Origin of the sequence: Streptomyces cyaneofuscatus, from assembly GCF_042718795.1 — a bacterium.
Taxonomy (GTDB): Bacteria; Actinomycetota; Actinomycetes; order Streptomycetales; family Streptomycetaceae; genus Streptomyces; species Streptomyces cyaneofuscatus_A.
Genome location: NZ_JBHXOX010000007.1, coordinates 227529 through 247674, shown reverse-complemented (window position 1 = coordinate 247674; position 20146 = coordinate 227529). Strand labels below are relative to the sequence as shown.

Genomic DNA, 20146 nt, shown 5'->3' with positions numbered 1-20146 from the left:
CCACGGTCAACGTGATCCGGTGATGTTCCAACGACCTTACTGTGAAGAACACTTGTGCAAGCCGTGAACGGATAAGCTCGGTGAGGGGCTGTTCCCGCAGGGGGCAGCGGCTGTTGTGGGGGGAAGGCGATCGTCCGATGTCCGATGCCGAACGGCACAGGCCGTTTCTGAACCGCCGCCTTCTGGTGGTCTCGACGAACTACGCACCAGAGGTCACGGGCATCGGTCCGTACGCCACTCAACTCGCTGAGCACTGGGCGGAGTCCGGCGCCCGGGTGCGGGCGCTCACCGGGATGCCGCACTACCCGTCCTGGGAGCTGGACGAGGCGTACCGCAGCGTGTGGCGGACGGTGGAGATACGCGGCGGCGTCGGCGTCCACCGGCGCAGGCACTATGTGCCGCCCCGTCAGACGGCCCTGAAGCGAGCCGCGTTCGAGGCGTCCATCCTCGCCACCGGGCTGTTCGCGCCGCCGCCGGGACGGCCGGACGCCGTGATCGCGCAGATGCCCAGCCTCGCCGGCGGGGTGATCGGCGCCCGCCTCGCCCGCCGCCACCGCGTCCCCTACGTCCCCGTCGTCCAGGACCTGATGGGCGCCGCCGCCGCGCAGAGCGGCATACGGGGCGGAGGCAGGGCGGCGGCCGTCGCCGCGGCGGCCGAGCGGTACGCGCTGAGCGGCGCCGCCCTCGTCGGCGTCATCCACGAGAGCTTCGTCCCCGGCGTCACCGCCCTCGGCGTCGATCCCGGCCGCATCCGGCTCGTCCCCAACTGGACCCATGTGCACGGCCCCACCGCCGACCGGGCCGCCACCCGCGCCCGGCTCGGCTGGGACCCCGCCACCCCTGTCCTGCTGCACTCCGGCAACATGGGCCTCAAGCAGGGCCTGGAGGTCCTGATCGACACCGCCCGCCTCGCCAGGGACGTCCGGGTCGTCCTGATGGGCGACGGCAACCAGCGCGACGCCCTGCGCGCCCGCGCCGAGGGGCTGCCCAACGTGGACTTCCTGGAGCCCGCGGGGGCCGGGGAGTTCACCGACGTCCTCGCCGCCGCCGACATCCTCGCGGTGACCCAGCGGGCCTCCGTCCTCGACATGAGCGTCCCTTCCAAGCTCACCTCGTACTTCGTCTCCGGCCGCCCGGTCATCGCCTCCGTCGCCGACGAGGGCGGCACCGCCGACGAGGTGCGCCGCTCGGGCGCCGGGGTGCTCGTCGCCCCCGAGGACCCGGCCGCCCTGCTCGCCACCGTACGGAAGCTGGCCGCCGACCCGGCCGCGGCCGACGCGCTGGGGGCCGAGGGGCCGCGCTACGTCGAGCGCCACCTGAGCCGGGAGGCGGGCCTCGCCCGCTTCGACGACCTCCTCGCCGAGGCCCTGCAGGACGGACAAGGGAGCCCCCGCCGATGACCCCCGTGAACCGTGTCCCGGACGACCAGGACGAACCGGCGCTGCTGCGCGACCAGTTCCGCCAACTCCTGCGCTACCGAGCGCTGCTGGCGGTCGGCGTAGCCATCGGCCTGATCGGCGGCGGCTACCTCGCGCTCAGCGGCGAGGACACCTACACCGCCACCGCCGAGGTGCTGGTCCGCTCCGCCATCTCCGACCCCTTCGCCAGCGGGGCCACCGCCGACAAGGGGATCAACATCGGCTCCGAGCGCCAGACCGCCGTCAGCGACACCGTCGGCACCCTGGCGGCCGGCACCCTGCTCAAGAAGGGTGACGACGTCGCCGCCCGCGACCTGCTCACCGGACTCCAGGTCACCAACCCGCCCAACACCCTCACCCTCCGCTTCGCCTACACCGGCGCCACCCCCGAGCAGTCCCGGGCCCGTGCCGAAGCCCTGGCCAACGCCTATCTGGCCCACCGAAAGTCCCGCACCGAGGAATCCATCGAGAACATCTCCGACGGCTACCGGGCCCAGCTCGACCCGCTGGAGGAGAAGCGCGACCTGCTGGAGAAGCAGATCGGCCTGGGGGCGGAGGACGACGTCACCAGCGCCCGCGCCAACATCATCGTCTCCATCTCCGAGCTCAGCCGGAAGATCTCCGAGCTCAAGGCCCTGGACACCACCCCCGGCTACCTCAACAAGAAGCCCGTCGCCCCCACCTCGCCCACCGGCCCCGGCCTGCCGCTGCTGCTCGGCCTCGGCGCTGTCGTCGGCCTCGCGCTGGGGCTGCTGCTCTCCTGGGTGCGGCTCGTCTTCGACCCCGCCGTACGCTCCACCCGCGAGCTGGTCCGCTCGCTCGGCGCCCCGCTGCTCGGCACCCTGCCCCGCGAACGCGGCGCCGCAGGGTCGGTCCTCGCCATCGGCCGCAGCGGCTCCCGGCTCGCAGAGGAGTACCGGGCCGTCGCCTTCCGGCTCGCCTACGACCCCTCCTTCGCCGAGAGCCGCCGCCTGCTGGTCACCGCCCCGCGCGGCGACAACGAGGAGGCGGCGGCCGCCGCCGCCAACCTGGCCGCCGCCTTCGCCGAGATGGGCCGCGACGTCCTCCTGGTCGAGGCCGACCTGCGCACCCCCTCCCTCGCCCGCGCCCTGGGTTCCGCCGCGCACGAGGTCCGCCCGCCGCGCTGGGCCGCCGAGGAGGGCGACGGCAACTGGCCCACCGGCGGCCGCTCCAACGTGGACGTCCCCGGCTCCGGCGCCTTCGCCCTGATCCCCGGCACCACCGTCGACAACGTCCCGCGCGCCCTCACCTCCACCCCGGTCGGCCGGATCGTCGCCGAGGCCGACCGGCCCGGCAGCGTCGTCATCGTCCTCGCCCCGCCCGTCCTCTCCTACGCGGACGCGGTCGCCCTGGTGGACCGGGTGGAGGGCGTGATGGTGGTCTGCGACCCGCGCGCGGTGCACCGCAGCGACCTGGAGCGCATCCGCGAGATCATCGGCGCCTCCGGCGGCTCCGTCCTCGGCGCCCTGCTCCACCCGGGCCGGCGGCGGCTCACCCGGTCGGAGCGCCGGCCGAAGTCCGCCCGCCGCCGCAACGGCGGCGACGGGCCCGCCCCCACCGCCGAGCCGGACGCGCCCGAGATCACCGGCGACCCCACCGAGACCCTCGGCCTGCGCTCCTTGACGCTTCCGGCGGCGCGGCGGTGAGAGCCCGCACGGCCGTCCTGTGCTCGGTCGCGGACCAGGGCGTGGCGGCGCTCACCAACATCCTGGTGCTTCTTGCCGCCGCCCGGCTCTCCACGGTCGCCGACTTCGCCCGCTTCTCCGCGGTCTACCTGGTCTTCACGGTGCTGCTCGGCGTCTCGGGCGCGTACACCGGACAGCCGCTGGTCCTCAAGCGCGGGGCGGGGGAGGAGACCCGCGGCGCCTGCCGCTCCGCCGTCGCCTTCACCGTGCTCGCCGCCGCCGCGCTCGGCGCGCTCCTGGCCGCCGGCTGCCTCCTCGTCCCCGGAGACACGGCACGGGCGCTGCTGATGCTCGGCCTCGTCCTGCCGGTGGTGCTCGGCCAGGACGCCGTACGGTACGCGTTCTCCACCCTCCAGCAGCCCCATCTCGCCCTGCTCTCGGACCTGTTGCGGCTGGCGTGCGTCCTCGGCGTGCTCGGGACGCAGGTGTACGGGGCGTCTCCCGCCCGCCTGATCACGCTCTGGGGTCTCTCCGCCCTGCCCGCGCTCCTGCTCTCCGCCGCCCTGCTCCACCGCGCCACCGCCGGGTCCCCGCTGCTGCTGCGGCCGATGCTCCGGCGCGGCCACCTCGGGCAGCGGTTCACCGTCGAGTTCGGCGTCGGCAACGCCACCAGCCAGCTCTCCGTCCTCGGCCTCGGCGCCGTCGGCAACCCGCTCCTGGTCGGCGCCCTGCGCGGGGCGACCACCCTGTTCGGACCGCTGAACGTGCTGTTCACCTCCGCCACCTCCTTCGGCCCCCCGCTGCTCGGCCGCATCACCGACGAGCGGAGCCGGGTCCGGGCCACCGCCGCCCTCGCCGCCGTGCTCGCCACCACCGCCGGACTCTGGGCCGCCGTCCTCGCCCTACTCCCCGACCGCGCGGGGCGCCAACTCCTCGGCGACACCTGGTCCGTGGCCGCTGCCCTGCTGCCCGCGACCGGCAGCCAGTACGCGGCTATGGCCGTCGGCACCTGCGGGCTGCTCGCCCTGCGGATGATGGACCCGCGCACCACGCTCGCCATCCAGGTGGTCTTCTCGCTCACCACCGTGGCCTTCCTCGCGGGCGGTTACGTCGTCGGGGGCGTCCTGGGCGCCGCCTGGGGGCTCTTCCTCGGCTCGCTCTGCAAGGCCGCCGCCACCTGGATCAGGGTGGCCCGGCTGCGCCGCCGCCCGGCCCCGGAGGAGTCCGTCACCGTCGGCGCTTCGCCCGCTGCTCCCTGAAGGTGCTGATCAGCAGCAGACACAGCGCGGCGATGGCCAGCTTCCCCGCCGCCTGGAGCAGCGGGCCGCGCAGCAGGATGAAGGTGTACCCGGCGATCAGCGGCGCGGCGATGGCCAGCACACTGCCGGGGCCGGGTCCCGCCCGGGTGACGGACCGCGCGTACCGGCGGTCGGTACGGGCCGCCGCGTACCCGATCAGCGCCATCCCGCCGGCCATCCCGGTCGCCCCGAAGTCGACCCAGAACTCGGTCCACAGCGGGGCCGAGAGATTGGTCATCCGCAGCCCCATCCACTGCCCGACCCGGACCCCGGTGTCCTCCGGCTTCCCGCTCCACACCGCGCGCGGAACGAAGAACAGGGCGGAGCCGGTCAGTTGGCGGCCGTAGGTATGGCCCCGGGTGTCGACCCAGGAGATGGTGTTGGCGAACATCACCATCTGGTCGTAGTCCTTGGTCACCAGCGGCTCGAAGACCGAGGCCGACTGCGCGGGCCGCTGCCCCTCGTCGTCGTAGCGGAACTTGTCCGCGTACGGGAACACCACCAGCGCCCCCACCACCCCCGTCGCCAGCACCGTGCGGTAGACCGCCGCACTGCTCGGCATCGCGGTGAACACGAACGCCATGAGCACCGTCAGGAACCAGTAACGGGCGTTGGAGATAGGGTTGTTCACCACCAGGTTCAGCGCCCCCAGCGCCACCCAGACCAGCACCGTCGACGGGGTGCGCCGGGCCCGGTAGGAGGTCGCCAGACGGCGGGTGTACAGGAGCAGCGCCAGCAGCGCCGGGACCTGGCCGAAGCCCTTGATGAAGGCCGAGCCCACATTGGACCCCTCCGTGACCACCCCGCTCGCCGCGACGGTCTCGGTGATCTCCTGGCGGCTGGAGAAGAAGACCGCGGGCCCGCCCAGCTTCAGCACGTAGAACGCGCTCGCCGCGAACGCGACCACCACCAGCAGCCGCAGCCGCAGCGGATGCGCCACGGCGGGCCCCACGGTGGTCCGCGCGGAGGGCGTACGCCGCCGCAGCGGGCGCCGGGAGGCCAGCAGCGCCCCCAGGTCGTAGGCGGCACACCCCAGCAGGACCATCGCGACGGCCGTGATCAGATCCTGGCGCGGCCCCACCATCGGCGTCGGCGTCTGCCCGATCACCACCTGGGCGAAGGGGGCCACGCCCATCGCGATGTACACGAACATCCAGAAGACGCCCTGGAGCAGCCGCCGCCGGGTGGAGAGGATCATCGTCGCCAGCCGGGCCCCCGCGTAGCAGGTCAGGACCAGTTGGAGCCAGTACGCGGTGTCCCGGACGCCGTTGCCGGGCTGCGCGGCGATCACCGCGGGCAGGAAGCAGACCAGACCCAGGATGAGCGGCACCGAGAGCGCCCGCGACAGCATCGACCAGGCGATCGGCCGTTCGGCCGGCTCCAGGACACCGTCGGGGGCCCCTGGCCACGTGGGCCGCCCGACCGCGCCGTCGGCCTCTCCTCGCGCCGACGTGTGCACCGACGTCATGCGCCCCCCAGAGATCAGTGAACCGCTGAACACTCTAACGAATCAGCCCACTTGGGGAGGGCCGATGGCTAGGCTGTGAACAAGTGGCCATGGTCGAGGGGAACTCTGGTGAAAATCCTGCACGTCGTCACACTCCACACTCCGGACCACGCCTTCGGCGGTCCGACCCGGGTGGCGCTCAACCTGTCCAAGGTCCAGCGGGCCGCCGGGGACGACGCCCGCATCATGGCCCTCGGCGACGGCTTCCCGGACGGCGAACTCCCCAGTCATGTCGAGGGAGTTCCGGTCCACCTCTTCCAGGCCCGGCACGTGCTCCCGATGTTCGAGGTCAGCGGCATCACCTCCGCCGCCCTGCTGAACACCGCACGCCGCATGATGCGCGGCGCCGACCTCGTCCACGTCCATCTGATGCGGGACCTGGTGACCCTGCCCGCCGCACTCCTCGCGCTCGCGACCCGCACCCCCCTGGTCGTCCAGACCCACGGCATGATCGACCCGACCGAGAAGAAGGCCGCCCAGCTCACCGACCTGCTCGGGGTGCGCAAGGTGCTGCGCAGCGCGGACGCCGTCCTGCACCTCACCGAGATGGAGCGGCTCGATGTGAACGCCGTCGCCGCCCCCGTCCCGCTCACCCGCACCGTACGGCTGGTCAACGGCGTCCGCCCGCAGGAGCGCAAGCCCGCCCGCGACGCAGACCGGCCGCCGACCGTGCTCTACCTCGCCCGGATCCAGAAGCGCAAGCGGCCCGAGGACTTCGTCTCCGCGATGCCGCACGTCCTGGCCCGCCACCCGGACGCCCGCTTCGTCCTGGCCGGCCCGGACACCGGCTCGCTCCCCGGCACCCTCGCCCTCGCCCGGGAGCTGGGCGTCGAGGGCTCCCTGGACCATGTGGGCCCGCTGGAGCACGACGAGGTGCTCGCCGCCGGACGCGAGGCCGATGTGTACGTGCTGCCGGCGATCGAGGAGCCGTTCCCGGTCTCGGTCCTGGAGGCGATGTCCGTGGGCACCCCCGTCGTCATCACCCGCACCTGCGGCCAGGCCCCCGATGTGGCGGAGGCCGGGGCGGGCCGGGTCATCGACAGCCGGGTCGGCGAGGACGCGGCCAACGCCCGCAAGGTCGCCGACGCGATCCTGGAGCTGCTGGAGCCGGAGGCCGCCGAGCAGGCGGGCAAGGCCGCCTGGGACCTGGTCAACGACCAGTTCACCATCGAGGTCGTCACCGCCACCCTCCGGCGGACCTACGAGGACGTGGTCCGCCGGAGGCGAGGGTGAGCGGCGCACGGGTCAACGTACGGGCTTCTCGCGGGACTTGAGGGCGATCTGCCAGCGGTAGAAGCTCATCGCCAGCGCGAAGTCGAACCCGGCGCGGCCGTCCAGGAAGCCCCGCCGGTAGAGGTACATGTACGCGAACGACACCACCGGCTTGAACGGTGCCTTGTGGAACAACTGCCCCTGGCGTGACTTGACCTGGCGCACCTGCTCCTTCACCTGGGGGTGGTGCTCCAGCCACGCCTCCCAGTCGGAGTACCGGTTGTGCCGCTCGAACCAGGCGGTGACGGGGTCGAGGTCCTGGTGCTCGATGGGGTTCTCCAACGTCCCCGCCGTCGCGGCGACCGGCTGGTAGTGGCCCTCCACCTCCCCGATACCCGGCGCGTCCAGGTCTCCGACCTCCGGGTAGTACGAGCGGGTGCGGTCGGTCAACGACCGCTTGCGGATGGTGTATCCGTGCCGCAGCCGCTTCCCCGAGAACCAGTACCCGAGCGGGATGTCGTACGCGGCCGGCTTGGGCGCCGCCGGATCCCGGAAGGTCTCCCGCAGCTCGGCCAGCAGCCCGGGGCTGAGGCGCTCGTCGCCGTCCAGCAGCAGGATCCAGTCCAGATCCGTGCGGACGTTCTCCAGGCACCACTGCTTCTTCCGGGGGTGGCCCCCGTCCCAGGTGTACGTGACCACCTCGGCCCCGCACTCCTCGGCGATCTTCACCGTGTCGTCGGTGCTGTGGGAGTCCACCACGACGACCGCCTCGAAGTGGCCGAGCACCGACTTCACCGCCTCGGCGATGTTCAGGCCCTCGTTCTTCGTGGGGATCGCCACGGCTATCGGGAGCTTCGTCTTACCAGCGGTCATCCCTTGGCTCCTTCGGCCAGCCAGGCGTAGCAGCCTGTGGAGGTGAACGTACGGGCGGACTTCGGGATGGTGATCTTCCGCGACGTCCCGGTGTCGGAGGTGCCGGAGGCCAGCTCCTTGCCGCCCGCGCCCTCGATCTGCCACGAGCAGTTCGTCGTGGGCGACGCGGAGCGGTAGACGCCGGGCCGCACGGTCTTCCCGGTGTGGGTGCCGTCCGCGTAGGCGTACGCGGCCTCGTCGACCAGGTCCTGGTGCTGGGGGCAGAGCCCCGCCACCGCGGCCGGTGCGTCAGGGATCTCCTGGGTGGCGATGACGCCCACGGCGGTGTCCCGGTCGACCTTGACCAGGTAGCGCAGCTTCTCGCAGGTCTCCTGGCCGGTCTGGAGCACGGCGGCCGGGTCCATGCCCTTGGGCACCCGGTCCTCCAGATACTCCTTCTGCTTCTTGGTGAAGGTCCCGGTGGCCGGGGTGATCTCGTCGGAGGGGGTCTTCGGACCCTCGGCGGTCGCGGCGGGGACGGACGGTCCGGGGACCACCGGCTCCTCGGTGGCAGGGGCCGTGGGCGCGGCAGGTGGGGCAGAAGCGGTCGGTGTGGTGGCGGACGGGCCGGGGACGGCGGGCCCGGAGGCCGCGGGGCGCTGGGCGCCCGCGGCCTCCGGACCGTTCCCGTCCGCGGACGAGCCGCAGGCGGCCAGCGCCGCCACCGTCATGACGACGGCGGCGCCGGCCAGGAACGGATTCCTCATCGGATCAGCTGTTCCTCAGGGCGTAGTGGGCGCTGACCTGGGAACCGGTCAGCGTGGTCGGGTAGACGGCGGTCTCGTCGATCTGGCCGGCGAAGAAGTTGCTGGTGGGACGGTTGGGCCAGCCGGCCAGGTTGTCCCCGCCGACCCGCCAGTAGCCCGGGTAGTTCTCGTTGCCGGAGACCAGGATGTTCGACGCGCGCAGTTGCCCGTCGACGTACAGCGACATTCCCTGGCCCAGAGGGCCCTGGGTGGCGACGACGTGGTGCCACTGGCCGTCGTTGTAGGCGGCCGAGGTGGTGACCGTGCGTGTCCCGCTGCTGTTGACGCCGAACACGAGGCGCCCGTCGTTGCGCATGTAGACGTGCTTGTCGTGGCGGGTGCTGTTCTGCTGGTTCAGGTTCCCGAACCCGATGATCTTCCCGCCCTGGGTGGTGGTGGTCCTGATCCAGGTCTCCACCGAGAACCGGGTCGGCTGGGGGTGCTGCCGGTTGCTGTAGGCGTACTGGTTGGTCCCGTTGAAGCCGATCGCGGTGGACGGGCCCGCGACGGCCGCCGGGGTCTGCCGGTAGGCCGGGGCGTTGCGCAGGAAGCCGTTGTTGAGCTCGCCGCTGCTGTCGTGCGCGAAGGTTGAGGTGCCCTCGTCGTAGCGCCAGTAGAGGGTGGCCCCGTCGGAGTTGACCCGGGCGGGGTACGCCTCGGTCGTGGTCGTCACGGTGGCGGACTGGGCCGGGGACTTGGCGCTGGTGTTGATGCCGTCGCTCGCGGTGATCCGGTACGAGTAGGTCTCGCCCGGCACGACGTCGGTGTCCGTCCAGGTGAGCTGCGGCCGGTTCCAGAAGACCGAGTAGCCGGTCGTGGTGTGGATGGGGGTGGCGGCGTTGTCCTTGTAGATCCGGTAGGTCAGCTCACCGTCGTCGGTGTCGAAGCTGGTCTGCCAGTTGACCTCGATCTTCCCCGGATTCAGCGTGGACAGGCTGACGTTGGGCACCCAGGGCGCCCCGGTGTCCGGGCCGTCCGCGAACCGGGTCAGCCCCTGCTGGGGGGCGCTGTTGACGGTGGTGAACTCGCCGCCGACCCACAGGTAGTGGCGGTCGCCCTTGCCGGCCTGGGCCATGACTCGCGGACCGACCGGCTCACCGATGCCGTCGTTGGTGTCCGGGAACCAGGGCAGCAGCTTCGGGTCGTCGACCGACTGGGCCAGCAGGTGCTTGCGCGGCTGGTCCGGGAAGGCGCCCATACTCGCGCAGTCGTGGGCGTGGCTGCCGCTGTAGAGGACCCCGGAGTAGACCGCCACGGCCTGGGTGGCGCCCAGGCAGGTGTCGCGCCAGCGCTGCTGGAAGTCGCTCAGGTTCAGCGCGATCCGGCCGTCGAAGACCCCGCCGCCGCTGCCCTCGTTGGCGGTGTAGAAGCCGGTGGCATCAGTGGTGATGTCCTGCACGGTGGACTTCTCGTGGATGAACCCGGGGTAGGACTTGGTGAGTTGCCCGGTGGTGGCGTTCACCACGGCCAGCGCGTGGGTGGTGGTGCCGTTGATCCGGAAGAAGTCCCCGCCGAGCAGCACGTTCTGCCCGTCCGGGGTCACCTCGATCGCCCGGGCCACCTCGTCGGCGTTGGCCGTGAACGGCAGGAGCGAGGCTCCGGCGGTGGAGACGGCCGCGAAGTGGCTCCGGCTCTGGCCTCCGACGGTGGTGAAGTCACCGGCCAGGTAGACCGTGTCGGATGTGACGGCGAGCGCCCGCACGGTGGCCGAGACGGCGATCTTGAAGTTGTTGCGGACGGTGCAGGTCTCGGTGTCGATGGCGGCGAAGTTGCTGACCCCGACGCCGTTCACCGCCCCGAACTGGCCGCCCGCGTACAGCGTCTCCCCGTCGGGGGAGAGCGCCAGCGAGCGTACGGTCGCGGTCCCCGAGGAGACCGTGAACGACAGCGAGCAGTCGGTGGGCGCCCCGGTCGCCGCGTCGAAGGCGGCGAAGTTCACCGCGGGCTGCTCATCGGTTCCGGCCGCCGCCTTGGGCGGCCGCAGGGTGGAGAAGGTGCCGCCCGCGTAGACGACGCCGTCGCCGGCTGCCATCGCCCAGACGATGCCGTTGGTCTGCCAGGTGGAGAGGTCGTCCGCGGTGATGGCCACCGGAGGGGTCAGCGCCGCCGCCGGGGAACTCCCGACCGCCGTGGCGGTCAGGGCTCCGGCCAGCAGGCAGAGAGCGGCGGAAGCGGCCCGAAAACGGCCACGTCCTCCGGTTCTTTGCCCCGTACTTCCGTTCATCATTCAGCTCCGAAGGTGAGAACGAGCTGCGGCCTGGCGGCCGCCGATCCTGCCTCGCTCGACCAGATGCGCAGACTGTCCGTCCCGCCGCTGGTCAGGGCGAGTGAGTAGGCGGAGCCGAGGGCCCCGCCCAGTGCCGGCGCGGTGAGCTCCACCGAGTAGTCGGTGGAGACGGCGGTTGCGCCGGTGATGCTCCCCAGCACGGACGCGGAGAGCGCCGGCCGGGAGGTGTAGGTGACCGCCGACTCGGTCCAGGTGCCGGTGACCGGCACCACGGTGTGGCTGTCGGTGGAGCCCGCCGTCGGATCCGACGACGTACGGAACTGGAGCCGGGCCCCCTTGAGGACCTGCCCGGCCGGGGCGGCGGGCAGGGTGAAGCGCAGATAGCTCAGATAGGGCGTGGAGCCCCGGGAGGCCAACTGCTGGTCGTTGTAGTTCGTGTTGGCCGCCACCCCGTTGACGTACGCGTCCTCGGTGGGCAGGAGGCTCACCGTGGTGTCACCGGGCGGGGCGGGCGCCTGGGCCAACTGGTGGTGGGCGGCGACCTGGGCGGCGGTCAGCGCCGAGGGGTAGATCGCCGTCTCGTCGACCTGACCGGCGAAGTAGGTGCTGGACGGCCGGTTCGGCCAGGCGTTGTGCATCGCGTCACCGCCGACCCGCCAGTACCCGTTGTACGAGCGGTTCCCCGCCGTCGTGTTGGCGGCGACCCGCACCCCGTCCGCGTACAGCGTCATCCCGCCGGACCCCTGGGTCGCGACGGCGTGGTGCCACCGCCCGTCGTTGAAGCTGCCCGAACTGGTCAGCGTGGGGCGGCTGCTGGTGCTGCCTACCTGGACGCCGAAGGCGAGCCGGCCGTTGTCCGTCAGGTAGAGCAGCTTGTCGGAGACGGAGCTGCTATGGCCCTGCGCCGTACCGATCCTGTTGCCGAACCCGACGATCTGCCCGCCGCTCGCCGATGTCGTACGGAACCACGTCTCGATGGAGTACGGGGTGGGCGAGACGTAGCGGTGCAGCCGGTCGCTGTACACGTACTCGTCGCTGCCGTTCAGCGCGAGCGCGGCCGAACCGGCGACGGCCGAGGGTGTGGCCCGGTACGTGGGGGTGTTCACGTACACCCCGCCGTTCCGGCTGTCCGACGCGTCCGCCGCGAACGCCCCGCCGGGCTCGTCGTAACGCCAGTACAGATCCGCCCCGTCGGCCCGCACCCGCTCCTGGTACGGCGATGCGGACGAGGCGGCGGTCACGGAGACGGCGGGGGAGAGGGCGCTGGTGTTGCCGGCGCCGTCGGTCGCGGTGATCCGGTAGGAGTAGGACTGGCCTGCCGTCACATCGCTGTCGGTGAAAGTCAGTTGGGGACGGCTGAAGAAGAGCGACGAGCCGGTCGTGGTGTGGACCGGCGCCGCACCCCCGTTCCGGTACACCCGGTACGTCAGCAGGCTGTCGTCCAGGTCCAGCGAGGACCGCCAGCTCACCCGCACCGCGCCTGCGCGCGGCGCTGACACACTGGCGGCGGGCGCGCTCGGCGCCCCGGTGTCCGGGGTGTCGGCGAACCGGGTCAGCGCCTGCTGCCGCACCCCGTTGACCGTGGTGAACTCCCCGCCCACCCAGAGGAAGTCGCGGCCGTCGCGGGTGGAGATCGTCAGCGCGCGCGGCCCGACCGGCTCCCCGATCCCGTCGTTGGTGTCGGGCAGCCAGCCCAGCAGCGCCGGATCGTCGACGCTCTGTGCGGTGAGGTGCTTGCGCGCCTGGTTGGGGAAGCCGCCCATCGTGGAGCAGTCGTGCACGTGGCTCGCCGCGTACAGCACCGACTTGTACACGCGCAGCGCCTGGGTCGCGCCCTGGCAGGTGTCCCGCCAGCGCTGGCCGAAGCCGTCCAGCTTCATCGCGAGGCGGCCGTCGAAGGAGTTGCCGCCCCGGCCCTCACCGGCCGCGTACCAGCCGCCGGATGCGGAGTCCGTGACGATGTCCTTGATGACGGCGGTGGACGGGATGAAGTTGTCCGGATAGCCCCGGGTCAGGGAGCCGGTGGTGGCGCTCGTGACCGCCAGGGCATGGGAGGCCGCCCCGCCCACGGTGAAGAAGTCACCGCCGATCAGCACCGACCGCCCGTCCGGCGTCACCCGCAGCGTCCGTCCCGGGGCGTCCGCGTCCGGGTTCCACGCGGTGACCGCGCCGGCCGGGGTCACCGCAGCGAAGGAGCGCCGGATCTGCCCGTTCACCGACTGGAAGTCGCCGCCGGCGTGGACCGTGCCGTTCGCCGCCACGTCCAGCGCGCGGACCGTCGCCGAGAAGTTCGGCGAGAACCCCGCCCGCCGCGTGCAGGTGGCGGTGTCGACGGCGACCAGCCCGTTGGCGCTGCTCCCGTTGACCGCGTTGAAGTAACCCCCCACGTACAGCGTCGACTTGTCCGGCGAGACGGCGAGTGCCCGCACGGTGGCGGTGCCGCTGCTCCGGGTGAAGGAGAGCGAGCAGCCGGCCGGAGCCCCCGTCGCCGCGTTGAACGCCGCGAAGTTGACGGCGGGCGTCGAGGCGCCGCCGGAGGGCGTACCGGCCGGGCGGACGGTGGAGAAGGTGCCGCCCGCGTAGACGACCCCGTTCGCCTCGGCCAGCGACCACACGATCCCGTTGGTCTGGTAGGTGGGCAGATGGTCGGCGGTGAAGCCGACCGGGGCGGTCAGCGCGGCCGCCGGGGGCGCGGCGGCCACCGGGGCGAGCACCCCGGCGGCCAGTGCGAGGACGGCGGTGAGGACGCCGGTACGTTCCCGGAGCCCCGGTCCCCTCATCTGTCCACCCGCACGGCGGCCCCGGTGAGCTGGTCCGAGAGCAGGCGGATGTCCGCGTCGACCATGATCCGGGCCAGCTCGCGGGACTTGACCTCGGGCTTCCAGCCCAGCAGCTCCTCCGCCTTGGAGGCGTCACCGATCAACGCGTCGACCTCGCTGGGGCGTTCGTATTTCGGGTCGTAGCGCACATGCTCGGCCCAGTCGAGGCCCGCGTGCTCGAAGGCGAACTCCAGGAACTGCCGGACGCTGACCCCCTCGCCGGTCGCCACCACGTAGTCGTCCGGGGTGTCGCACTGGAGCATCCGCCACATGGCGTCCACGTACTCCGGCGCGTACCCCCAGTCCCGGACCGCGTCCAGGTTGCCCAGGTGCAGCCGGTCCTGGAGCCCGGCCTTGATCCGGGCCACCCCCCGGGTGATCTTCCGGGTCACGAAGGTCTCCCCGCGGCGCGGCGACTCGTGGTTGAAGAGGATCCCGTTCACGGCGAACATGCCGTACGCCTCGCGGTAGTTGACCGTCGCCCAGTACGAGTAGACCTTCGCCACGCTGTAGGGGCTGCGCGGGTGGAAGGGGGTCTTCTCGTTCTGCGGCGGCGGGCTGGCGCCGAACATCTCGGAGGACGACGCCTGGTAGATCCGGGTCTGGATACCGCTGGCCCGGACCGCCTCAAGGAGCCGGATGGTGCCGAGTCCGGTGACGTCACCGGTGTAGAGCGGGGCGTCGAAGGAGACCCGCACATGGGACTGGGCGCCCAGGTTGTAGACCTCGTCGGGCTGGATGTCGCGCAACAGGTTCACCAGTGCCACACCGTCGGTCAGGTCCGCGTGGTGCAGGACGAAGGAGCGCTCCGGTTCCTCGGGGCCCTGGTAGATGTGGTCGATCCGCTCGGTGTTGAAGCTCGACGAGCGGCGTATCAGGCCGTGGACCGTGTACCCCTTGTCGAGCAGCAACTCCGCCAGGTACGAGCCGTCCTGGCCGGTCACACCCGTGATGAGCGCGGTCTTCGCCACGATTCCCCCTTCTCTGCTGTCCGTCTGTGCGACGAACACGTCACCGACATATCGGAATTGGAGCGTTCTGCGGCAAAACATCACCGCAGTCCCTTACTGCTGGCACAATCCGAGCCATGACGACCGAACTCCCCGTCCCACCTCAGGAATCCGCCCGTCCCCTACTGCGCCCGGGCTCCCGCATATTCGTCGCGGGGCACCGCGGGCTCGTCGGCTCGGCGGTGGCCCGCCGCCTCGCCGACGACGGCCACGAGGTCCTCACCCGCGGCCGTGACCTCCTCGACCTGCGCGACGCCGCGCGGACCGAGACGTATCTGCGGGACATCCGCCCGGACGCCGTGGTGCTGGCCGCCGCCAAGGTGGGCGGGATCATGGCCAACAGCAGCTACCCGGTGCAGTTCCTGGAGGACAACCTCCGCATCCAGCTCAGCGTGATCGCCGGGGCGCACGCGGCGGGGACCGAGCGGCTGCTCTTCCTCGGCTCGTCGTGCATCTACCCCCGGCTCGCGCCCCAGCCGATCCGCGAGGAGTCGCTGCTCACCGGGGAGCTGGAGCCCACCAACGAGGCGTACGCGCTGGCCAAGATCGCCGGCATCGTCCAGACCCAGTCCTACCGCCGGCAGTACGGCGCCTCCTACATCAGCGCCATGCCCACCAATCTCTACGGGCCCGGTGACAACTTCGACCTGGAGACCTCGCACGTCCTGCCCGCGCTGATCCGCCGCTTCCACGAGGCGCAGCGCGACGGGGCGCCGGAGGTCACCCTGTGGGGCTCCGGCTCGCCGCGCCGCGAGTTCCTCCACGTCGACGACCTGGCCGCCGCCTGCGTGCGCCTGCTGGAGGCGTACGACGGTGACGCGCCGGTCAACATCGGCTGCGGCGAGGACCTCACCATCCGTGAACTCGCCGTGACAATCGCCGAGGTGACGGGCTATCAGGGCAAGATCGGCTGGGACACCTCGAAGCCCGACGGGACCCCCCGCAAGCTCCTCGACGTCTCCCGCCTGACCTCCCTCGGCTTCACGCCGCAGATCCCGCTCCGTGACGGCATCGCCCGCACCTACGCCTGGTGGCTCGGCCAACTGGCCCCCACCGCATGACCGTTCGCCACTGCGTGCTTCGGAAGCGCAGTGGCGCACCGGGGTTCCTCGCATCGACGCGCCCGCCGTTCTCAGTAGGCCCCGCGGCCGTCGGCGACGGCGCGCACCGTACGGGCGAGGAGCCCCATGTCCGTGGCCACCGACCAGTTGTCGACGTACCAGAGGTCCAGCGAGACGGTCTCCTGCCAGGACAGGTCCGAGCGCCCGCTGACCTGCCACAGCCCGGTCAGCCCCGGCTTCACGGCCAGCCTGCGGCCCTCCCGCTCGTCGTACCGTGACGCCTCCTCGGGCAGCGGGGGCCGGGGCCCCACCAGGGACATCTGACCCAGCAGCACATTGAACAGCTGCGGGAGTTCGTCGATCGACGTCCGGCGCAGCGTCCGCCCCACGGAGGTCACCCGGGGGTCCTGCCGCATCTTGAAGAGCGGCCCGTCGACCTCGTTGGCCTCGGTGAGCTGCGCCTTGCGCGCCTCCGCGTCCGCCACCATCGTGCGGAACTTCCACATGGTGAAGGGCCGGTTGTGCTGGCCCTGGCGGACCTGCCGGTGGAAGACCGGACCGCGCGAGGAGAGCCGCACGCACAGCGCCACCGCGAGCAGCAGCGGGGCGAGCACCAGCAGGCCGAACAGGGCACCGCCGCGGTCCAGCGCGGCCTTGAGGACCCCCTGCGGGCCCCCGCGCAGCGGCGGCGCGATGTGCAGCAGGGTGAGCCCCGCCGCCGTCACCGGGCGGACCCGGGCGGCCGCGATGCCGGAGAGCTCGGAGACCACGCACAGGGCGACGCCCGCGTCGTGCAGCCCCCAGCCGAGCCGCCGCAGCCGGTCCCCGGTCAGCTCGGGCCCGGGAGCCACCAGCACCAGGTCCGCGTCGTGGGCGTAGGCCCCGCCGAGCACCGTCGTCACGTCGTCGTCCGCCGGGGACGAGGCGAGCCGCCCCGGCACCTGCATGTTCTCGAACCCGGGCAGGCCGGGCCCCACCGGGATCGCGGCCACCAGCCGATAGGCGTGGTCCGTACGGGAGCCCAGCAGCTCGGCCGCGCGCTCCAGGCCCGCCGCCTCACCCACCAACAGCACCCGGCGCACCGCCCGTTGTCCCCGCCGCCCGGTCCGCGGCCAGTGCCGCAGCCCCTCCACGGCGGCGGCGACCAGCAGCCCCGGCGCCACGGCCACGACGGCCGTCGCCGGGTCCACGGAGCCGCCCGCCGCCGCGTGCAGGACGGCCAGCACCCCGAGCAGCACCAGCCAGTCCCCGAGGGCTCCGGACGCGCCGCCCGGCTCGGCCCGCACCGGGTCGGCGTACCGCCCGCGCGCACCGCGTAAACCGGTCCAGAGCACTCCGGCGACCGTGGCGGCCAGCCACGGGCGGGGCTGCTCGCCCAGGTGCAGCAGCAGCCAGGCCGGCCCGGTCAGGGCCAGCAGGTCGGTCAGCGCACCGACCGACGCGCGGTGCACCGGCTTCCGGCGGGCCGGAGTCCGCTCGGCCGGATCGCGCGGTGCTGTCGGGGCCCTCCACAGCTGTTCCAGGGCCGCCGTACGATTCCGGGAGGCGGCGGTGCGGGGACGCGGCGCGCCCCGGAGCCCCACCGGCCCGGATATGTCAGTTTCCGGTATTTCGACATGCCCCATGAACCCCCCAGTCACAGTCGCACCCCCACAAACGCGACGCATCCGCCGATCCCATGGACTGACGGATGCGCCCTCGCTCGGTGCACGATATCCACACACGTGCCATTTCGCTGGAGTTCTCGTGAAGTTCAGGCGGCTCGGTCCAGAGCCCCGCGATCCGGCGTATCTCGCCGATCTCGCCAGCAGGGGGCGGTAGTTGACGGCTCAACAGGTCGGCAAGCGCTTGTGGGGCGGGGCCGACGGTGGTCCTGCGCGGAGGTGTTCACTCCGGCGCACGCCGGAGTGAACGTACGCACCCCCTGGCGGCGACCTGCGCTGCCAGGGGGTGCGTGGTCCGTGGGCGGCCCACCCGGGGTGGAAGGGGGCGCCCACGGGGTCAGGTGAGCGAGGTCGTGCGCCTCCTCGCCTGGCGGTGGAGCAGCAGCCCGCCGCCAAGGAGCGCCGCCGCAAGGAGAGTTACCGAGATCACAGTGAGCCCGGTCGCCGCGAGGCTGCCGCCGGACGTCGTCTCCGTACCGGAAGAGCCCCCGACGCCACCGCCGACCGTCGAACCTGCGCCGCCCGCCGATGAGCCGGCGGAACCGGAGGAGCCGGACGTGCCGCCGGAGGTGCCGGCGGTGGACCCGCCGTCGCCGCTACCGCCGTCGGAGGAACCACCTGTCGCAGCGTCACCGCCCGTTCCGCTGGCACCACTTGACGCGTCACCGGAGCCGCCACTGCTGTCACCGCCGCTGTCGCCGCCCACGGCTCCGCCGTTCTGGCCGCCGTTCTCCCCGCCTCCGGTCGCCTCGGTGACCGTCAGCGTGACGGGCGCGGTCCGCGTGGTGCCGACGTCGTTGCGGAACTCGGCGCGGTAGCGGTAGCCGTCCTGGGTGCTCTTCGCGGTGAACGTCAGCACGGGCTCGGTGGCCCCCTCCACCTCCCGCCAGGTCTGCGAGCCGTCGGTGCTGACCTGCCAGCGGACCGAGGGCTCCGGGGTGCCCTCCGCGCGTGCGGTGAGGGCCACCTCCTCCCCGGCCTTCACCGAGCGGTCGGCGGGCGCCTGGGTGACCAGGGGCGAGACCTGCCGGGTGAGCCGGGTGATCTTCCCCTCGGCGGGGCTGGTCACGAAGACCGTGGCCCCGCCGGGCACGACGGCGAGCGAGGCGGCGCCGAGCTGCGACTGGTTGCCGGGCAGCGAGAGGTCCTTCGCCGCCGGGGTGAACTTCGCGCTGTCGTAGACGGTGAGCGTGCCGTTGTTGTCGTTGGCCGGGTCGGAGAGGTCCCCGCCGTCCTGCCGGACGACGAAGGCGCGGCCGCTCTCCGCGTCGAAGGCGGCGTCCCGGGCCAGGTCCTTGCCGATGAGCGTCTTCACCAGCTTGCCGGCGGCGTCGAAGACCAGCACGGACCGGTTGACGCCCACCCACACGGCACCGCTCGCCGGATCGGCCTGGATGAACCCGGCCAGGCCGTCGGCGGCCGGCAGGTCGAAGGTGTCCGACACCGTGAAGGAGACGAGATCGACCCGGTGCAGCTTCCCGGCCGCGACATCGCTGAACCAGACCGCGCCCCGGGCGTGGTCGGCGGCGAACCGGCTGCCGCCCGGCACCGTGACGCTCCGGGTGGCCGTCCCGGTCGCCGTCACGATCTCGGAGAGCTTCGCCCCCTGGGCGACCAGCACCGTGCCCGCCGCCGTACCGGGCGCGATGTCCGTGACCGTCGACCCGGCCAGCCAGACGCCGGAGGCGGCCTTGTCGCCCGTCTTGGCGCTCCCGACGCCCCGCAGCGGATAGTTGTAGACCACGCCGTCGCCCGGCAGCGGGCCGGAGATCCGTGCCGCCGTCGAGGCGCGCGGCTCACCGGTCGGCCCGGGGGCCTGGCTGATCCAGCTCTCGGCCTTGCCGTCCTCCGGGTTCAGCACGTACAGGCCGCGCTCGTCGGCGTCGGCCGTGTCGGGGAGGTTGTCCGCGCCGACGTACAGCTTCTTCGAGTCGGGGTGCAGCAGCAGGTCCAGCGGCTTGCCCGCCGAGGTGAAGTCGGCGACGGGCTTGTAGGAGACGGTCCCGGCGGGTACGTCGACACCCTCGCCGCCCGGTTCGCCGGGTCCCTGGCCCGCGAAGGTCACGGGTATGCGCACGTCCTGCGTACGGTCGCCGCTCGACCGGTGGTCGGCCCGGGTGACGACGGAGCACGGCACGTCGGCGCAGTCCAGGCCGTCGCCCTTGGACCGGATCTCGATCTCCACGTCGAAGGTGCCGCCGGCGCCGAAGGGCAGGGCGAGCTCACCCTCGTACGGATCGCCCGGAGGCACGATCCACTGCGAGGTCTTCGAACCGCCGCTCATGTCGGCGCCGCCGAGGCAGGGGGAGGGGACCCGGTTCGCCCCGTTGTCCTTGCAGAGCGCGACGTAGATGCCGCCCTTCTGCCCGTACCCCTCGCCGGTGACCCGGATCTTCTCGCCCGCCGGGTCGAGCCCGGTGGTGGCGGAGACGGTGAGCTTCTGGCCCTCGGGGCCGGTGGCGCTCTTCGGGGTGGCGGCGTCGGCGCCCGTCGCCGCGCCCGCCGGGACCGCGGCGAGGAGCAGGGCGGCGACGGCGGCCGCGGAGAGGCGGCGCGGGCCGGGTCTGCGGGGTCTGCCGGGGCCGGTCGGCGGGGTGCCCGGGGTGGGTGTCATGTCATTCCTCGT

At 72.5% G+C, this 20146-nt stretch carries 13 protein-coding genes; 5 read left to right on the top strand and 8 right to left on the bottom strand.

Going from position 1 to position 20146, the window contains the following annotated elements; all coding sequences use genetic code 11:
- Positions 1-137: 137 nt before the first annotated feature.
- Genes ACFWRT_RS09950 through ACFWRT_RS09940 form a run of 3 tightly spaced genes read left to right on the top strand, consistent with a single transcriptional unit; the run spans position 138 to position 4323 of the window.
- On the top strand, positions 138-1400 hold the full coding sequence (locus ACFWRT_RS09950; protein WP_380951469.1) for a glycosyltransferase: 1263 nt from the start codon (positions 138-140) through the stop codon (positions 1398-1400).
- Positions 1397-3085, top strand: coding sequence for a tyrosine-protein kinase domain-containing protein (locus ACFWRT_RS09945; RefSeq protein WP_380951470.1), 1689 nt, complete (start codon positions 1397-1399; stop codon positions 3083-3085). Before ACFWRT_RS09950 ends, ACFWRT_RS09945 begins: the two co-directional genes overlap by 4 nt.
- Positions 3082-4323 (top strand): MATE family efflux transporter, encoded by a 1242-nt coding sequence (locus tag ACFWRT_RS09940; protein WP_380951471.1) that lies wholly within the window; start codon positions 3082-3084, stop codon positions 4321-4323. Before ACFWRT_RS09945 ends, ACFWRT_RS09940 begins: the two co-directional genes overlap by 4 nt.
- Here ACFWRT_RS09940 and ACFWRT_RS09935 read toward each other — a convergent pair.
- A complete protein-coding gene (locus ACFWRT_RS09935; protein WP_380951472.1) occupies positions 4292-5830 on the bottom strand; it encodes a hypothetical protein in 1539 nt (512 codons plus the stop codon). The genes ACFWRT_RS09940 and ACFWRT_RS09935 overlap by 32 nt on opposite strands.
- Positions 5831-5938: 108 nt before the next feature.
- Between ACFWRT_RS09935 and ACFWRT_RS09930 the strand changes: the two genes are divergently transcribed.
- Entirely contained in the window at positions 5939-7102 is a 1164-nt protein-coding gene (locus ACFWRT_RS09930) for a glycosyltransferase (RefSeq protein WP_380951473.1), read from the top strand.
- Positions 7103-7114: 12 nt separating this feature from the next.
- On the opposite strand, the gene ACFWRT_RS09925 is transcribed toward ACFWRT_RS09930, so the two are convergent.
- The 5 genes from ACFWRT_RS09925 to gmd are packed head-to-tail and all read right to left on the bottom strand — an operon-like array spanning position 7115 to position 14756.
- On the bottom strand, positions 7115-7954 hold the full coding sequence (locus tag ACFWRT_RS09925) for a glycosyltransferase family 2 protein (RefSeq protein ID WP_380951474.1): 840 nt from the start codon (positions 7952-7954) through the stop codon (positions 7115-7117).
- On the bottom strand, positions 7951-8700 hold the full coding sequence (locus ACFWRT_RS09920) for a hypothetical protein (RefSeq protein WP_380951475.1): 750 nt from the start codon (positions 8698-8700) through the stop codon (positions 7951-7953). Before ACFWRT_RS09920 ends, ACFWRT_RS09925 begins: the two co-directional genes overlap by 4 nt.
- Before the next feature lie 4 nt (positions 8701-8704).
- A complete protein-coding gene (locus ACFWRT_RS09915; RefSeq protein ID WP_380951476.1) occupies positions 8705-10966 on the bottom strand; it encodes a LamG-like jellyroll fold domain-containing protein in 2262 nt (753 codons plus the stop codon).
- Positions 10963-13746 carry a LamG-like jellyroll fold domain-containing protein gene (locus tag ACFWRT_RS09910; protein ID WP_380951477.1) on the bottom strand — a complete coding sequence of 928 codons (2784 nt, stop codon included), beginning with the start codon at positions 13744-13746 and terminating at the stop codon, positions 10963-10965. Before ACFWRT_RS09910 ends, ACFWRT_RS09915 begins: the two co-directional genes overlap by 4 nt.
- On the bottom strand, positions 13743-14756 hold the full coding sequence (gene gmd, locus ACFWRT_RS09905) for a GDP-mannose 4,6-dehydratase (protein ID WP_380951478.1): 1014 nt from the start codon (positions 14754-14756) through the stop codon (positions 13743-13745). Before gmd ends, ACFWRT_RS09910 begins: the two co-directional genes overlap by 4 nt.
- 116 nt (positions 14757-14872) lie before the next feature.
- Between gmd and ACFWRT_RS09900 the strand changes: the two genes are divergently transcribed.
- Positions 14873-15856: a GDP-L-fucose synthase family protein gene (locus tag ACFWRT_RS09900; protein WP_380951479.1), complete on the top strand. Its 984-nt coding sequence runs from the start codon at positions 14873-14875 to the stop codon at positions 15854-15856.
- Positions 15857-15927: 71 nt separating this feature from the next.
- Here ACFWRT_RS09900 and ACFWRT_RS09895 read toward each other — a convergent pair whose 3' ends face one another.
- Together ACFWRT_RS09895 and ACFWRT_RS09890 are read right to left on the bottom strand one after the other, a co-directional pair.
- A complete protein-coding gene (locus ACFWRT_RS09895; RefSeq protein WP_380951481.1) occupies positions 15928-17481 on the bottom strand; it encodes a sugar transferase in 1554 nt (517 codons plus the stop codon).
- Between the two features lie 376 nt (positions 17482-17857).
- Entirely contained in the window at positions 17858-20134 is a 2277-nt protein-coding gene (locus ACFWRT_RS09890) for a hypothetical protein (protein WP_380951482.1), read from the bottom strand.
- Between the last annotated feature and the right edge of the window lie 12 nt (positions 20135-20146).

Bases quoted from the DNA above. Each gene is read 5' to 3' on its own strand.
- ACFWRT_RS09925 (WP_380951474.1), bottom strand. From the start codon at position 7,954: ATGACCGCTGGTAAGACGAAGCTCCCGATAGCCGTGGCGATCCCCACG.
- ACFWRT_RS09910 (WP_380951477.1), bottom strand. From the start codon at position 13,746: ATGAGGGGACCGGGGCTCCGGGAACGTACCGGCGTCCTCACCGCCGTC.
- ACFWRT_RS09890 (WP_380951482.1), bottom strand. From the start codon at position 20,134: ATGACACCCACCCCGGGCACCCCGCCGACCGGCCCCGGCAGACCCCGC.
- ACFWRT_RS09945 (WP_380951470.1), top strand. From the start codon at position 1,397: ATGACCCCCGTGAACCGTGTCCCGGACGACCAGGACGAACCGGCGCTG.
- ACFWRT_RS09900 (WP_380951479.1), top strand. From the start codon at position 14,873: ATGACGACCGAACTCCCCGTCCCACCTCAGGAATCCGCCCGTCCCCTA.
- ACFWRT_RS09895 (WP_380951481.1), bottom strand. From the start codon at position 17,481: ATGGGGCATGTCGAAATACCGGAAACTGACATATCCGGGCCGGTGGGG.
- ACFWRT_RS09920 (WP_380951475.1), bottom strand. From the start codon at position 8,700: ATGAGGAATCCGTTCCTGGCCGGCGCCGCCGTCGTCATGACGGTGGCG.
- ACFWRT_RS09935 (WP_380951472.1), bottom strand. From the start codon at position 5,830: ATGACGTCGGTGCACACGTCGGCGCGAGGAGAGGCCGACGGCGCGGTC.
- ACFWRT_RS09915 (WP_380951476.1), bottom strand. From the start codon at position 10,966: ATGATGAACGGAAGTACGGGGCAAAGAACCGGAGGACGTGGCCGTTTT.
- ACFWRT_RS09950 (WP_380951469.1), top strand. From the start codon at position 138: ATGTCCGATGCCGAACGGCACAGGCCGTTTCTGAACCGCCGCCTTCTG.